This is a genomic window from Arachidicoccus ginsenosidivorans, from assembly GCF_007971385.1.
Classification (GTDB): Bacteria; Bacteroidota; Bacteroidia; order Chitinophagales; family Chitinophagaceae; genus Arachidicoccus; species Arachidicoccus ginsenosidivorans.
Map to the genome: position 1 here is coordinate 5,189,304 of NZ_CP042434.1, position 15,946 is coordinate 5,205,249.

General features: G+C 40.2%; 12 protein-coding genes. 9 read left to right on the top strand and 3 right to left on the bottom strand.

What is annotated here, in order from left to right; all coding sequences use genetic code 11:
* Nucleotide 1: 1 nt before the first annotated feature.
* Complete coding sequence (locus FSB73_RS20765) at nucleotides 2-1,123, bottom strand: hypothetical protein (RefSeq protein ID WP_146786702.1); 1,122 nt, start codon at nucleotides 1,121-1,123, stop codon at nucleotides 2-4.
* Between the two features lie 33 nt (nucleotides 1,124-1,156).
* On the opposite strand from FSB73_RS20765, the gene FSB73_RS23390 reads away from it, so the two are divergent.
* A complete protein-coding gene (locus tag FSB73_RS23390) occupies nucleotides 1,157-1,327 on the top strand; it encodes a hypothetical protein (protein ID WP_158639640.1) in 171 nt (56 codons plus the stop codon).
* Nucleotides 1,328-1,341: 14 nt separating this feature from the next.
* Here FSB73_RS23390 and FSB73_RS20770 read toward each other — a convergent pair whose 3' ends face one another.
* Nucleotides 1,342-1,719 (bottom strand): hypothetical protein, encoded by a 378-nt coding sequence (locus FSB73_RS20770; protein WP_146786705.1) that lies wholly within the window; start codon nucleotides 1,717-1,719, stop codon nucleotides 1,342-1,344.
* 146 nt (nucleotides 1,720-1,865) lie between these two features.
* Entirely contained in the window at nucleotides 1,866-2,963 is a 1,098-nt protein-coding gene (locus tag FSB73_RS20775; protein ID WP_146786708.1) for a hypothetical protein, read from the bottom strand.
* A 625-nt stretch (nucleotides 2,964-3,588) separates the two neighbouring features.
* Between FSB73_RS20775 and FSB73_RS20780 the strand changes: the two genes are divergently transcribed.
* From FSB73_RS20780 to FSB73_RS20815, 8 genes are all read left to right on the top strand, one after another.
* Nucleotides 3,589-5,496 (top strand): hypothetical protein, encoded by a 1,908-nt coding sequence (locus FSB73_RS20780; RefSeq protein WP_146786711.1) that lies wholly within the window; start codon nucleotides 3,589-3,591, stop codon nucleotides 5,494-5,496.
* A gap of 70 nt (nucleotides 5,497-5,566) precedes the next feature.
* Nucleotides 5,567-7,816, top strand: a complete 2,250-nt coding sequence (locus FSB73_RS20785; protein ID WP_146786714.1) for a hypothetical protein — start codon at nucleotides 5,567-5,569, stop codon at nucleotides 7,814-7,816.
* Nucleotides 7,817-8,341: 525 nt separating this feature from the next.
* The gene (locus FSB73_RS20790) at nucleotides 8,342-9,304 is read left to right on the top strand and encodes a hypothetical protein (RefSeq protein WP_146786717.1); all 963 of its coding nucleotides are present in this window, start codon (nucleotides 8,342-8,344) and stop codon (nucleotides 9,302-9,304) included.
* A 38-nt stretch (nucleotides 9,305-9,342) separates the two neighbouring features.
* A complete protein-coding gene (locus FSB73_RS20795; protein WP_146786720.1) occupies nucleotides 9,343-9,744 on the top strand; it encodes a hypothetical protein in 402 nt (133 codons plus the stop codon).
* 430 nt (nucleotides 9,745-10,174) lie between these two features.
* Nucleotides 10,175-10,738: a plasmid pRiA4b ORF-3 family protein gene (locus FSB73_RS20800; RefSeq protein ID WP_146786723.1), complete on the top strand. Its 564-nt coding sequence runs from the start codon at nucleotides 10,175-10,177 to the stop codon at nucleotides 10,736-10,738.
* Nucleotides 10,739-10,866: 128 nt separating this feature from the next.
* Complete coding sequence (locus FSB73_RS20805) at nucleotides 10,867-12,294, top strand: hypothetical protein (RefSeq protein WP_146786726.1); 1,428 nt, start codon at nucleotides 10,867-10,869, stop codon at nucleotides 12,292-12,294.
* A 639-nt stretch (nucleotides 12,295-12,933) separates the two neighbouring features.
* On the top strand, nucleotides 12,934-14,976 hold the full coding sequence (locus tag FSB73_RS20810; protein ID WP_146786729.1) for a histidine kinase: 2,043 nt from the start codon (nucleotides 12,934-12,936) through the stop codon (nucleotides 14,974-14,976).
* A gap of 26 nt (nucleotides 14,977-15,002) precedes the next feature.
* A complete protein-coding gene (locus tag FSB73_RS20815; RefSeq protein ID WP_146786732.1) occupies nucleotides 15,003-15,761 on the top strand; it encodes a LytR/AlgR family response regulator transcription factor in 759 nt (252 codons plus the stop codon).
* Nucleotides 15,762-15,946 lie beyond the last annotated feature (185 nt).

Here is a 15,946-nt window from a genome sequence, read left to right on the forward strand (position 1 = left end):
TTTAAAATTGATAACCATAAGTAATACCACCGGATAAATTGCGGGTATTGACCGCATAGGGAATGCGGTTCAAATTGACCTTATCCAGCGGATTTAGATAGACCGGTGGGGTAATTGTATAACTACTATATAGACTCAGGCTATGCTTATGCAGGCTATAGCCACTGCTTAGGGAAAATGTGGTATTATTGCTAACAGTTGCGCCATTGGTTCTATTAAAAAAATACCCAATATCACCTTGCAGGTTCCAGTTATGCGCTTTTAAAAACTGGGCGTTTCCTCCAATATGTAAGCCCGTGGAATAATACCGGTAGTCTTTTTGGCCGTATACACTGTAGTTTAGGCCAGCCGTAATACCTTTGAAGGCCTTTATAAACTGCAGGCCATAACTTGCGCTAAGATTAATATTATTACCGGCAGCGGCTACTGCTGTGGCTGGATTATTATCTTTTAAATCTGTATAGTTGATACTCGCACTGAGCGTATGCTGCTGGATATCTGTTGAGCTTACATAAGACGGGGAAAAGCTGTAATTAAGCATTAGCTGATCCATGCGAAGACTATCATTTAGTACAATTAGGCCATCTTTTTGTAGCACCTTGGCCCCATTGATATTTACATTTAGATTGAGGTGCTTATTTACGTTGGCATTAATGGAAAGGTTGCCGGATTGGGCCAAGAGTTCAGTTGAAAGGGCGTGTTCCAGGTTATTATGCTGGGTGCTATAGGCACCTGAAAGATTCAAGTGGCCTTTAAGCAGGTTGCCGCCTGCCGCAAGGCATATGGTTTCCAGGTCATTGACCGTATAAGGTGTACCCAGAGAAATATAATCCGGTTGAATTCGCTGATAAGTTGTACTGGCATTAAAATCAGTTAACTGTAAGGAGAGCTCCGTTCTTGCCGAATAACTGAGCACAGAGCTTTCATTGATGGGTGTAAATGACCGGACAAATTTTGGCACCTCGTAATGACCAATACTGTCTAATGCTCCATATGTTTTATCGCGGTTCAGTAGACTTAAGGCCAAATCTCCATTAAAAGACAGTTTTTTAAAAAAAGTATAGGCCCAGCCAAGGCCAAGCACGCTATTTTCCTGTGGTCTTAGGGTATTTAATGTGTCCATAATTTCAGCGATGGATTTCTCCTTATCGCTGGCATGAAAGAAACTGAGGTTTATGCTGGCCTCAGGTTTCCCAAACCCAAATTTAAATCCATAACCTACCCTGGAATACTGGGGTTCTATACGGTGGTCAAAGGTGGTATCCTCACTGATGGCCTTATTCAGGCGGCCATAAAACCCGGTGAAACTGAATTTACCCGGATGTAATTCTATGCCCGCACCTAAAAAGCTTTGTCCACCAAAATAAGGGGGGACAGCTCCATACTACGGTAGCCTAAATGCAGGGTAGCCCATTTATAAGTGGGACTCAGCCCAAATTGACTAAATGGCGTGCTATAGCTTTTACTGTATTGATTGATCACAAAGGAAAAAGGCAGTGAAACGCTGTAGATATTGGCAGTAACATTGCCGTTGAGATTCCAGATAAAAGGATCGCGGCTTTTATAAGGTTCATTGGATGTGTAAAACTGCGTGCCGGCTCCAATACCTCCAGATAATGTCACCGGCTTTTGACTGGACAAATTACTTAAATCCTGGGCAAAAAGCACGGTACTTGCCTGCAGGGCTAAAGCGAATATATAAACAATACATTTTTTCATTTTTTTACCTTAGTTTACAAAAGATGCAAGTGAGCTGAACGGTTGAGGGTTGGCCGCCCGCTGCGTTTAGGTGATTTAGTCAGCTTAAGATCCTTATTAACCTTGCATGACAACTAAATAAGCGCCATGCCATACCTTAAATGCTATTAATCTCGCAATCCATACAAGGTTCTAATCGTGGCAAAATCAACCGGCCTTCCTTTTAAATGTAAAACCTGTCCACTTTGCCCAGAAGCCCCATCCTGGCCTTCTATAACGATAATCCTAAAACTTAATGGAGGCAGATAGGACCACATCTGTGGGTCGGTCGCAAAATGGATGGATCCCGAACTAAAATATTGCAGTCTTACGCTGCTGATATAACTAAGGGTGTCTATATAATAGCGGATGTCTGCCGGGAAAAAATTCCAGATATTACTGCGTGCATCTACCGCAGTACGCACATACGCGAGCACAGCACCAGTATTAATTATATCCTGCGTAATGGCTGGTATCTCCAGACTAAAGTTCTCACCGTCAATGACAAAATTCTCCTTAATAAAACTCTTGACGTTTGCATTGCCATCCCGGCCCTGCAATTGAAGGCCCGCCCCCCAATCTGTGGCAGATAATTTAGGGCCATATAAAACAAAGTTTTGTCTGTCCAGATAAAAGTCACCTACACTTCCCAGTGTTGGCAAAGGCGTACCATTACCACCCAGGATCCTAGTGCCATCCTTACCATCTGTGCCATCTGCGCCTTTATCACCTTTATCACCCTTATCTCCCTTATCACCATCTTTGCCATTTGTACCATTGGTACCATCTTTCCCATCAGTTCCCTTATCTCCCTTATCACCTTTATCACCTTTATCACCTTTGTCACCTTTGTCACCTTTGTCGCCTTTGTCGCCTTTGTCGCCATCCTGGCCGTCCTGACCATTAGAGCCGTTGGTTCCATCTTTGCCATCGCTTCCCTTTAAGTTAAATGCACTGCCCCAGGAAGTTTCTGTTTTGGGTCCGTAGAATTCTCCCGTGTTGATATTAATATAATAATCCCCTGGTTCACCAACAGTGAGTACTGGCGCAGTTCTGCCACTATAAATAACACTTCCATCTGCGCCAGCCGGACCGGCCGGGCCGGCTGCGCCTGCCTCGCCTTGTGGTCCCTCGGGTCCCAAAGCACCTATCGGACCTTCCTTACCGCAAGAGACCAGTAAAGCACAAATACTACAGATAATTAGAAAAACAGCAACCTTTTTCATAATATTTAGGTTTGAGAATGATTAAATCAATGACTAAAATTACTGAGTTGCCTTAATCGAAATTTTTAGTTTTAGTTAACGTATGGATTGATTGAGGCAACGTCGTCTACATCAACATAGTGGCTTTGGGGAGCTACCAGGCTTTATAGGTTTAAAAGGCTTAAAATCGTATAAAACGGGTATAAAATACCTTATAAAATTGAGTTTTAGCAGGATTCTGGGCATACATGCTCAAAAAGTCAACGCGATCAGTGCACCAACTCTGTAAAATTTGCAGGAGTCACAATTGATTTATCAACAAAATATTCACAGCCCATTTGATAGTTGGTCGATAAATTTAAACGACCCTAATAATTGATTAGTTTTGCTGAATTAACCGTGGGTTTACTAAAAGAGGCTAGTGAACTGTCTAGTTATCAAACAGTTATTAAGACTGATGAGCAAAAATAATCGGCATTGTGTTCATTTAGTACTGATTTTAGCTTTCATCTGGCGCATTGTAGTCGCATAAGTGGCTATTAACTTATTTGAAAATGACACAAAGTACTGATAAAGTTAGGTGCTGGCATCAATACCAACCTTTAAATAACACAGCAATAATAAAACAAATAAGCGTCCTTAAAGCATGGTCATAGAAAATATTTTATACAAAAAGATAATAGTTGACAAGCCGTATAATGATTATTTATATACATTATTGGAACCCATTGTCACCTTCATTAACCAGCAACATAAAGATAAGGACATTGGTCAATTAGCGAATTTTAAACTTATTGCCAAGGAGTTGCAAGTGGGGTTGAAAAAGCTTAAATACAATGACCGGGCAACGCTGCTGGCAAAATTTTACAGCGACGCCGATCTTTTGCGCTATTATTATGAGCTGCAAACAGCAGAAGATCAGGCTTTTATTTCACTGCTAACCTTTGAACAAGTAGCTAGTTATAAACAAGTTAAACAAATTTATCAAAAGGAATTGTTGTACCTGGTCCCTGAAACTACCAGTGATTTACGACTTAGGGCCAATTACCAGCATCTATCTGCTTTTCTAAAATTTGATTCAGGCGTCTATATGTCCTATCAAATTGAGCGTCTGGAAGATAAAATTACCCATCGCCGGACGGGCTTTTATTTTCCCAGCTATATCCGGTTGGCGTATATGGCCATTCTACCCAAACATAAGCGCGCCGATAGGTTTGTGCCCATTGACATACCAGCTGACTGGAAGCGGTATTGTTTTGAAGCAGCCATCTTTAAGGAATTACCACTCATTATCAGTAGCCTGCAACAGCGAAACATCCGAAAAAATCAGAATGGTTTTTTAAATATTGCGTCGCTTAAGACCACACAAAGAAGGCTGGGATTGGTTAGTTTCCCCAATGACCCAGGTTACGTCAAAGCTTTTTTGCTGGCAAGTTTTGTAAACTTATCCAGCCATAGCCAAATCCAGGAGGTTACACCGACCGTGCTAAAAGAATTATTTTTTCATAGCACGCAAATAACGCTCAGCCTCCTTGAGTGCCTTATCTTTCCTTACTTTGGTTTTAGGAATTTCAAGCAGCAGTATTATTGTGACAAGGATGCCTACCTTACATTTAGAGAAGTCATTTTGAAGCTTCCGGAAAAAGGCTGGATAACACTGGAAAACATTCACCTCTTTATGGACTGCATTCATTTTGATATGAATGTTTATTCAGCGGAATTAATCAATAATTTGTGTCCACATTATAGTGGGCCCAATCAATTGCAATTCCATAATGGGTTAGACATTCAAAAACAAAAATCAATCAGGCGCCAAACAATAACCAGTATATTATTACTGGCAGCCTCTCTAGGTTTTATTGAATTAGCTTATGATCCCAATCAGCCTGAATTATATGCAGCTGGCCCAAAGGGGGAAACAGAGGGCCGGTTTTCTGCCTGTCAAATGACCGCATTAGGCGCACATTTATTTTTGGATAAAAAGCAGTACACCTTACCGGATACGGCCGTCAAGACGGTTTATAGGCTGGATGAAACTGGTCAATTTTTGAATGTAACAGGTAACTTTGACCTGGTGGCGGAAAAGCTGCGCGATTGGACCACAACTATTTCGGGGCAGCAGTTAAAACTTGACACAAATAAGATCCTGCATACTTGTCTCCACAAAAGCGACTTACGAAACAGTATTCAACGCTTAAAATCGGCCCTTGAAATCCCAATGCCTGACCGGTGGAAAGAACAGTTAATGCAGCTGGTTCAAAATAGTGACCAGGTAAAAACGGTAGGGCAAGTCAAAGTCTTTAAGCTATCTGCTTTTGATCAACACCTCCACAAGTTGATCAGCCAGGACGAGGTATTGCGTGAAATCACCATAAAAGGGCAAAATTTCACGATAATTGTGGAGATGCATAACGCCCTTAAATTTCTAAACAGAATGTCTAGTTTGGGGTATTTACTGGATACACCCACAAATATACCTATAAATAACATGCAGTTTGACCAGTTGGCTAAAACGACTGGGGAGTTGCGGGATTTATTTGACACGCAGTTTTGACAAGCAATGTAGCGAACCATCCATACCTGTAAAAGAAAAAGTGCTCATTTTGAGCTAAATAGTAGTTTCCATGAAAAAAAATAATAAGAAAACACCGCTGGATAAGTCTTCCAACCGCTCCTCCAATAAACCGCAGGCGCGTAATAGGCGCGCCGGCGTATGGCTGTTGGAAGCGGTTGGCCAAGTGCTGGGAAAGGACAAACAATATCCACATGAAATAGACGCCCCTGTGCTTAGCCAAATACATATATTGATGGACAAGGATATCATCGAATTTAGTCAACATTCTGGTTATTTTGTCCAAGATATAAAAGATTTTTCTGATTGGCTCATTGCGCATCAGTTTAATAGTTTTAAGCAGGCCTTGCAGCTGGAAACCTTATTCGCGCGCTACCATTTAGAAGACCAACAAGAATGGTTCCGAAAGCTTTGTTTATTATTTTTTACGGATAGATGGCTATTGAAGTTTTATTATATTTATACCACTCAAATACAAAAAGACGGTGAATTTCTCGACAAGCTTATCTGGTCAAAAGATGTACCTTATTTACAGGCAAAAGAACATTTTGGCGAGGAAATGATTGAAGACGAGTACAATGAATTAGGCCAGTTGGTTAGTTTGGTAGCCTATCGAAAATGGGATAGCTTTCTGATGGAAAGCGACCAGTTTGTTTCGCTATATCCCTCAATCGTTGAAAATCGAAGGCCCGATTTAAACGCTGAGGATCGGGCCCCTAAATCAAATGGAATAAAAGACCACTTGGAGCATAATTATTACGGCCTATTTGCTGAGGACGATAGTGAGGATTACGACGAAGATTTTGACGAAGATTATGACGAGGATTATGATGAGGACGGTTGTATTCCACGCGAAGATTTAATCTATGTACTACCGGAGTTTATTCAAACTGCATTTAAAGTCGTCGCTAATAAGCCCGAGGGTGCGATGATCAACCCAGTAAAAATTCCCGAAAATTACTTGGTCTACCAGGCAGAGCTGGCTGTTTATCAGGATTTACCCCAAATACTCATATATTTACAGCAGGGTAAACTACAATACACGAAAGCTGGCAGCTTTACCGTTGCCTCTTTAAAAAATGCAGCTAAAAAACTACCGCTCCATAATTTCATGAACGACACGGGCTATATTAAACTCCTGCTCATGTCCACGCATTTATGCAATACTAAATTTAAACCGACAACGCCTGTACTGGATATCCTGAACACAGTCTTTAATATCCAACAACCTAATGAGCTGGTTACAGCAGCTACTTTATTTCCGATTGAAAATATCAAACATATCTACAATCATTTCTTTCGCCCTAAGGAACTTACAAAAGCCTTCGACTTGCTGAAACTGCTTCCTGAGGGGCAATGGATTGAATTAAAATCACTTTTGAGTTTTGTCATGCTAAATGCAAGACAAAATGGATTAAACCCCATTCATGAATATGCACTTTACGACTTAAGGCTGTCCAATAAAAACCCCTCGCGTGAAATTTTCTGGATATCTGACATAAAGGATAAAAGAGCATACATTGAGCGTTTATTTATCACGGGTGCATTATTTACGGCAGCAGCCTTTGGATTACTGGATCTAGCCTATGATCCCGACAATATGGAGCAGCTGGCAGGTGGATATCCCTCGGAGTCCTTTCCCTGGTCAAGCTTTACTGCTTGTAGATTGACACCGCTGGGGGCGCATATATTCCAGTACAAAAAAGATTATGTTGCGCCCGGGGCGGTATCGGGCCCTTTGCAATTAGAACTTGCAACCGATCAGTTACATATAAAAGTTCAAGGCAGTATGGAGATTGCACAAGAAATGCTGCGTGCATGGACAAAGCCCTCTGTTGTACATCCCAATCTGTTAGAGCTGGATGAAGCAAGGATCATAACGCGTTCTAAAAATAAATCTGACTTGGTCCAACAAATCAGGGAGTTTAAAGACACCGTTGCCCTGCCTTTGCCGGACTACTGGCAGGCTAAACTAATGCAACTCATTGGACGTGCCGACCGTGTTCAACAGGTGCAAGCTGCAGTGGTGTATAAGCTCTCCCCTTATGATCAGCGACTCCATGCGCTCGTCGCCCAGGATGCCGAACTTAATAAATACTGCCTGAAAGCTGCGCAATTTATGCTGATTGTCCTTAAGGATCAACATCACTTGTTTATTCGTAGACTAGCCCAACTGGGCTATGTACCTTCAGATGGTGGCCAGGGAGATCCTGTCCATTTTGAGTTTGCAAGTATTGAACCTAAAGAGGAAGAACTATGCGAGGAATTTAAAGCGTTAATGAAGAAAAAAAAGCGCAAATAACCAAGCCAGCTAGTTCAAAACTTGAATTGGCTAAGCAATCAGTCATTGAGATTGCAATAACAGTTAGCGGCGCTGCCTCCCTTTTATGCGGTGTGCGATAAAAGTGTTCCAAAGCATATATCTTTGCCTCTTTCCGGTGGCATTTTAGGCTGTTTGATTCATAGGCAAAACAAGCAAAATGGGCAGAAGTATAAATACTTTTCTAACAAATAGTTGTAAGTTTATTGTATTATTGCAGGCAGCTTTTGAAACTACCATTTGAATATTCCAGACTGAACACTGATTAGTAAGTTTTGATACCGCTTTATTACTTATCCTTACAGCGTAAAAGATAAATGTGGATTAAGAAGAAGACGACGAAAAGCAGACGACGAGAAGACTTAAGGAAAAATTAGGGGAAAAATTAGATGGGATTTTGAATGGATTCAACGCACATAAAAACAAAATAGATATTTTGAAAATCACTATAATTAATTTTCAAAATTAATAACGACAAAAGCAATAATAATTACATAATAACACCTAATGTCAAGTTTTAACAATAATGTAAATGGTTCAAAATATAGCGCTTCAAACAGCGGTACAGACAGTTCAATTGACAATGCCAGCCACCCAACCAAACAGGATAATAACAATGCTGCGACGCCCCATATGGATTGCCCATGGATTATCACCCCTTTTAAAGGAAAGCCATTAACGCAGCAGCAAATCCAATACAATCTATTGATAGAAATGCTGTATTTATATGTAAACATTTACAACAACAATATAGCCATCGCTGATACCCAACTTGAATATTACGATACAATAGTGGCCCCTTTAGAGGACAAATATGATATAGCAACAGCGGGCTATATTAAAGCATTGCATCGTTTATATAATGGGCTCGTTAAACTCCTTGATGAAAAATCTTGTTATGAACCCGCCATTAATATTGTTGCACTATTTATCCAACAGATTCGGATCTATTTTAAGGATCCGAATATCTCTGATGAGCAAATATATGTCCTCATGGACTTGCCTGAACCCTTGAACCTCAAATTGGTCGCGGATAAATTATTTGACAAACGAAAACAGGCGGCTTATATCCAGCTTTACAATGCAGGTATTTATGTAGATTATAAGGTTATTAGCCAGATAAAAGACGAGGCAAAATTTGAGAAGGTAATTCAAAAATTGGTCTCCGGTCATTTTATTGCCCCAAGGAGTAACAGTATGCAGCAATGGCCACAAGGGCCATTAACGCACTCACTGCTTAGAACTGAACTCCATAGACTCCATACGTTTTCATTGAGAAACTTGCAGTGTAGAGATATTACCTGGCGACTGCACAATTTTATCCTGCATTGTTTTGACAACTTAAAAGATCCCAAAACCGGATTGAAAAAAAAGGTAACAAAAAACTTTCTTACAGCACTACAGACATCGCTGAATATTTACTCAACTGGGACATTGATCCACTTATTTCCTATCAGGCTGCGACACTAAAACAGTTTTTTGACCAGGATTTAATCCTGGATAAGGACATGGAAGAACTAAACAAGCTAATTGGTGACCACAATTTACTGATGAAGCATCTATCTGCAGAGTATGTCTATACTGATAGATATTACCTACCACTGATTGATCCAGATAATCATCAAAATCAACCAAAAAGTGAAATAAGTGAATTTTTAAAGATCAAAGCACAGTTTTTAAAGCAGAAGACAGATTTTAAACTAAAAGCCAGCCGCTCGCTATCAAATTGCAATCAGGCGTCCCTTGAATGTTTAAAGTCAATTTTGAGTGATACAGACCTAAGGATGGACTTTTATGAAAAATACCCTGTCCATAACGAAATTCAACCAACAAGGCAAATCCCTGATATGCAGTTCAGCGATGACGTTTACGATGATATTGACGATGACATTGACGATGAAGTTGATTGATTAACTGTGTAAGCTTTAATAAGCCTAATAGCAAGCATTATTTTGTTTGCTGGGCGGCAAAACGATGATGTGAATTGAAGGATAACTTATGGAGGTCAGGAAAACAAGGTGACCTGGCCTCTAAACAAGTAAGCATAACAATGCCATATATGATGCGTTCTCGACGGTAAACAGCGACAAAAGTTGTTGATAGTACGTATTCTTGCAAGAGTTAACTCGGTTATACAAGGAGGGAAACTTTTTTTTGAGGACAGGTTGTTTACTTGGGATTTATTAGCGCTAGGCAGACCTATTGATTCTCTTTACAAACTTTGGGCAATCTAGTGATGCGTTTAGCATAAAGTTTGGTAAATTAGGGGCAATTTTTCTTATTTTTGATTTTAGGCATATGACACCTTTTATGATTTTTTACATATAATACATATATCACATGTACTTGCAGTTAAAAATACAAATTAAGGGAATTTCTAAGCCACCTGTATGGAGAGAAGTTTTCGTACCGGCTGATTATACATTTGATGCGCTCCACAAGGTTATTTTGCGGTCTTTTGGTTGGGGCGGTGGTCACCTGTATGCATTTACGCCTAACGGACTGGGTAGTCGTCCGAGCATCGAACAGGCAATAGATGACTACGGTTACAAATCTGAAGAAGCAGATATGGATAGCCGGAAAACGAAACTCTCAAAGTTCCTTGGTACAGCAGGAGTGAAATTCAGCTATACTTATGACTTTGGAGACGACTGGGAACATACTATTTTGGTAAAGGCCGTTAAACAAGGTAAAATTAATCATGCCGAGCTAATCGGCGGCAAAGGAAAATGCCCGCCTGATGACTGTGGTGGCGTTTGGGGATATAAGGACTTGCTAGATACCATTAGCAATCCAAAGCATCCAGATTACGCATCCATGCGGGAGTGGCTGGGATTAGAAAATGGAGAAACCTGGGATACCCATCAATTTGACCTGGAAAACACGGCAAAACATGTCAGATAAAGGGTAACGTAAATCGTCAGCGTTCCAGTAGATAAAAATCAGAAAAAGAAGGAAAAAGAATTCAAATCGGCTTTAACAAGTTGACATTTAAACACTTGTTGAATCATCAATCCTACTAAGCATATAAAATGGGGGCAAAGCATTCGAAAAAGAAAAAGAAAAAGAAAAATGCCAAACCATTGGCGCAAAAAGCCAATCGGGATACATATTTTGCAACGGATAGAATAAAACATTTACCACGTGGTCATTATTATACGGCCATAACAAAAATTGAAGAGGCAGCTGTCTGCGTTTTTGTTACCAGAGAGCACGTTAATGACTGCCTATCTTTTGCTTATTTTGGCATCTCGATGTTTACAGGGGAAATTAAAGATTGTGATTATCAATTCAATATAAAAAAGGAATTCTTTGAGGAGTTGATAGAAGAGTTTCAATTAAAACCCTTTGCCGAGAAACAATCGATCGAATTATTGATTTATGACGCCTTAAATGTGCACCAAAGTGAGGGTTACCCATCCGTCCAAGGGACGCTACTCGCTAAAAACATTTTAAGCTGGGATTATGACTTTTTGAAAAACAGCCCCAAGGCGATCCAACTTTTTCCATTTCAGAATCCAGATTTTGACCTGGAGCAATTAGCTCAGCAGTCCAAACCGAAAAAGCAGCTTAAAAACAAGTGGCACTCCTATGACCCACAGTTGGTAAAAGGCTGGACAAAGCAACACTGGGAGAAATTTCTGGAAAAAACATTAGATTTAGATCCGCAAGAGGACCTTGATGAATTTGAAATATGGACACCGCTCGTGTTTATCTTAGAAAAACACTACCTGCCACAGCTTTTTGCCAATAAGCAGATCATGACAGATCTTGATCGATTAGAGAAAAGTCTTCCAGATCTAACAGGTAATGAATTGACAGATATAAATTTCGATTATGAAATGGAGCAGGAAGAAGTGCTGTTACAGCAATCGATACAAATTGAGTTAGACTCGGCGGACAGCAGGAAGAAATGGGTAACCATTCAAAAGCGCTGTGAAGAATTTATAGAGAAATTTCCCCGCAATGAAATCGTGCCTTTTTATCTTTTGGACGCTTATAATTATTTAGGCTATACCAATAAGGCTTACCAATTGAGTTCAGAATGTTACCATAAAATGCCCAGTAACTCAAAAGCAATTGTCCAGTATTTGAGCCTATTAATGGCACAAAATAAAAACAATCTAATTAAACAATTGCTGTCCAACGGTTTCCTATTGGAGGATCACGTGCCCAGTCAATATAAATTTAAACTGGGGCAATACCACTATTATTATTTTGAACTCGATAGATTTCTCTTTCAGCTTGGCCACTGGCAGGAAGCCTGGCGATTGATGAACTGGTTTATTAACAGTCCGGGCCTCGACAACAACGAAACAATTAAAACAATGTGGAGCGCCTCTTATTTCACGCCGGCCTATGTGATTTATAAAGAGATCTGTGAAACCCATATACAAAATAAAGCTATTTTAAATAAAATAGCTGATAACATGGCTGCTGCCAGCCTGGCACTCGTATAGTTCCGGGTAAATCAATCTCATTGCGGTAGCGGCCGGCTTTTATTTAGTTATGGAGGATGTTGTATCTCCAACCAAATTCAATGGACTTTTGGGTATGCCAATAAGTCTCATCATTTTCATATATCCGATTAATTAATATTCTAACCTGCCGGTGACAAAACTGAAATAGCTTGTTTCAGTTTTGGACCTTGGACAGGTTATATCTTCCATAAAACCTTTCATACGCCACATATGATGCGCAGAATGTCGATGGATTGGCAAAATAACAAATAGCCGCAACGACGCCCTGCACACACCTACCCAAAGTCTAAATAGGCCAATTCAATGAGTAAACGGCCGAAATGAATTAGGGAACGTAAGCAGTCGTATTAGCAGAATGTTAGTATCTTTGACTAGTAGTATTCAACCCCATCTCTAATGCCTCCAAAAAAAGTAAAAACAAAAGCTAAACGACAATATCAAGACGATAGCACAAGAGCGTCTATTACATATTGTTTTAATTATGATAAGTTTTAAAGCCTTCATAATGCCTTTTTTTAAAACTTGACGACTAAACCAGAAGTTAAAACCAGACGACAAAACTTAATATTAAAACTTTGTTTTATAAACGAGCAGTATGTGCTACCAAATATCTGACGAATGCAATTTTCATTTAATTTCAACATATCAGGGATCTGCAAAACACTTCGTCATACGTTAATTTGGCTGGCCCTATTGCCTTTTTGCTGTATTTGCATGATCAGTTGCCATCAGCTGCAACAAAAAGCCGCTATTGCTGATAATGAAAATTTCACGGATACCAGCCATTATTTATCCGCAGATGATTACCAAAAGTTCTTAGACCTGCTGCAGGCTGCGGAGGACAGTGTAGATTACAATAAACCCCTGGCCTACCAATTTTTACAGCAGGCCAGGCTGATGGTTCAAGACAGCCCATCCACCTATGAATATGCACGTCTTTTGAATACAGAGGCGATATATTATTATTACGTGGCAGATTATCCCAAGGCAACGCAATCTCTAAGGCAATCTGTTGGTATTTTCAAAAAAGCGGGTAGAATTCCTGAAGCCGCCAATACTTTAAGTAAGCTGGGGCTTACTTATTTATATGAAGGTGCATTTAAACCGGCCTTAAATGCCTTATTTGAAGGGCTTCAATTAGTGAACAATGGAAAGGATAGCTCAAATCTGCTTATTTATTCAAGACTCCTAGGGAATACAAGCCTAGTTTATGAACAAATCGGTGATTTTGATAACGCCCTGAAATATCAAACAAAATACCTGAGTATCAACAGGCAACGCAAGGACACCTCCGCCATGGCCAGGGCCCTGAATAATATGGGCAATACCTTTTTTGATCAAAATAAGCTGGATAGTGCCATGTACTATTTTAAAGCCTCAGCCGTCCTTGCTGCTGCCATTGGGCAAGATTATGGTAAGATGCAGACCCTGGGCAATATCGGTAATGTATTTTATGAATTGCATCAGCCAGACAGTGCACTTAAATACTTTGATAGCGTCCTGGCCTATCATGACCAGGTGGGCGAAGTTTATGGTCGTTGCCTGATACTTGCCGGTCTTGCCGCCACCTGGCTGGATTTAAAAGATTACGAAAAAGCGGCCAGTTACCTAAAAGCCTGCGAAAATTGCCATGAAGTCGTTAGCGAAACAAGTTATTGGGCTGAATTGTATAGGATTGGGGGGAAGCTTTATTGGCAAACAGGTGATTATCCCAAGGCAGTTAAGTCCTATGAAAAGAGCCATGACCTTAGAGACAGCATGGTTAAGCAGTCCAAGAATCTGGATCTGATAAAATTTGCTGTAAGCTATGATTTTAAACAAAAAGCGGAAGCGGACAGCCTTAAAATGAAGCTTCGGATCGAAACTTCTGAGCAAAAGTCCCTTCGGGCAAGCAACCGGCTGCTAATTGCGGCATTACTACTGGTACTCACAGGGGTTCTTGCGATTTTATGGTTTTTCAGAAGCAGGATGCTGGCTAAACGTAGTATTATCAGTGAGCAAAAAAGGTTGCTTTCTCAAAAATTGCAACAGGAAATGGAGCAAAAGCTTTTACGAAGCCAGATGAATCCCCACTTTATCTTCAATTGTCTCAATACAATTGACTCATTTGTGCTGCAGAATAAAAAGACGGAAGCCTCCAGGTTAATTCAACGGTTTTCCAAACTTTCCCGGCAGGTATTAGAGTTTACCGCTCAAACCGATATTGCTGTTAAAGAAGAAATGGACCTGATTCAGGTGTATCTACAAATTGAACAGACCAGATATAGTGGGCATTTTGATTTTACGGTACAGGTCGACCAGTCCATTCGTGCCTGTAGAATGCCGCCCATGCTAATCCAGCCTTTTGCTGAAAATGCCGTGGTACACGGCATTAAAAACCGCGTGGGTGGTGGTGGCCTGATTGAAATCACTGCTGTGGCTGTGGATAACCAGATTAAGTTTACGGTATCTGATAATGGAATTGGTCGAAAAATGGCTCAGTTAATCAAAAATGAGCAACAAAAGACCCACAATTCCAGGGCAATGAAAATCACAGCCAGTCGATTGGCGGATCTCAATGGTGGCAAGATCACAGATCAGTATTTGCGCTATACGGATCTGGAAGGTGAGCAATCGGGAACCATTGTAGAGATCTGGATCCCCAAAATCCTACCCCATTAAACAATTAAATATTTAAATTCTTGATTATGCTTAGAGCCATTATTATCGACGATGAACAGGAAAGCATCAAAGCCTTGCAGCTCAAACTGGCTGAATGTCAGACACCAGTGGAGGTCCTTGCCACCATGACTGATTCAAGAGGGGTAATACCGCTTTTAGATCAGTATGATATTGATGTGTTGTTCCTGGATATTGAAATGCCTGGTTTAAATGGAATCACCCTTATGGAAAATCTTCAAAACCGCAATTTTGAGGTAGTCCTGGTAACAGCCTATAGTGAATATGCATTAAAAGCACTTAAAGCCAGCGCCCTGGACTATCTAATGAAGCCAGTGGATATGGATGAGCTGGAACTTGCGCTAGAAAAATTAGTGCATAAAGTGGAGGCCAAAAGCCAGGACAGGCATCTAAGTAGCGCTAAATTAGATATTGAAGAGCTATTACAGCAGATAAATTCCAGACCTAAAAAGATTGCCTTAAGCTGCGTTTCTGAAACCTATTATGTTTCACAAGAAGAAATCCTGTATATTGGTGGTTCTAATAACTACAGTACTTTTTATTTAATCGATGGGAAAGAGATTGTTGTATCTAAAACCTTGAAAGAATATGAGTCTTTACTACCTCCGGAACGCTTTTTTCGGGCACACAAATCCTATTTGATTAACCTGGATCATATTAAAAAATTAAATAAAGGCCCTGAATTGACCGTTAGTATGATCAACAATGTGGAAATTGAGATTTCTTATAGAAAAAAGGCTGATTTTTTAAAAATCATGAAAGGTTAAGCAAGCTTCTAACTGCGGCAATCTGCTAACATCTCACGGTGGCTAAATAATATCCAGCGCAATATAGATGATGCTATTTTGCCTCCATTAGTGTCCTAATTTTGTCCTTATTATTCTTTTAATGATAAGCAGATGAAGGCAAGTGCGAGACGTAAATATATTAAAAGACCAAAAGCTAGTGTGGT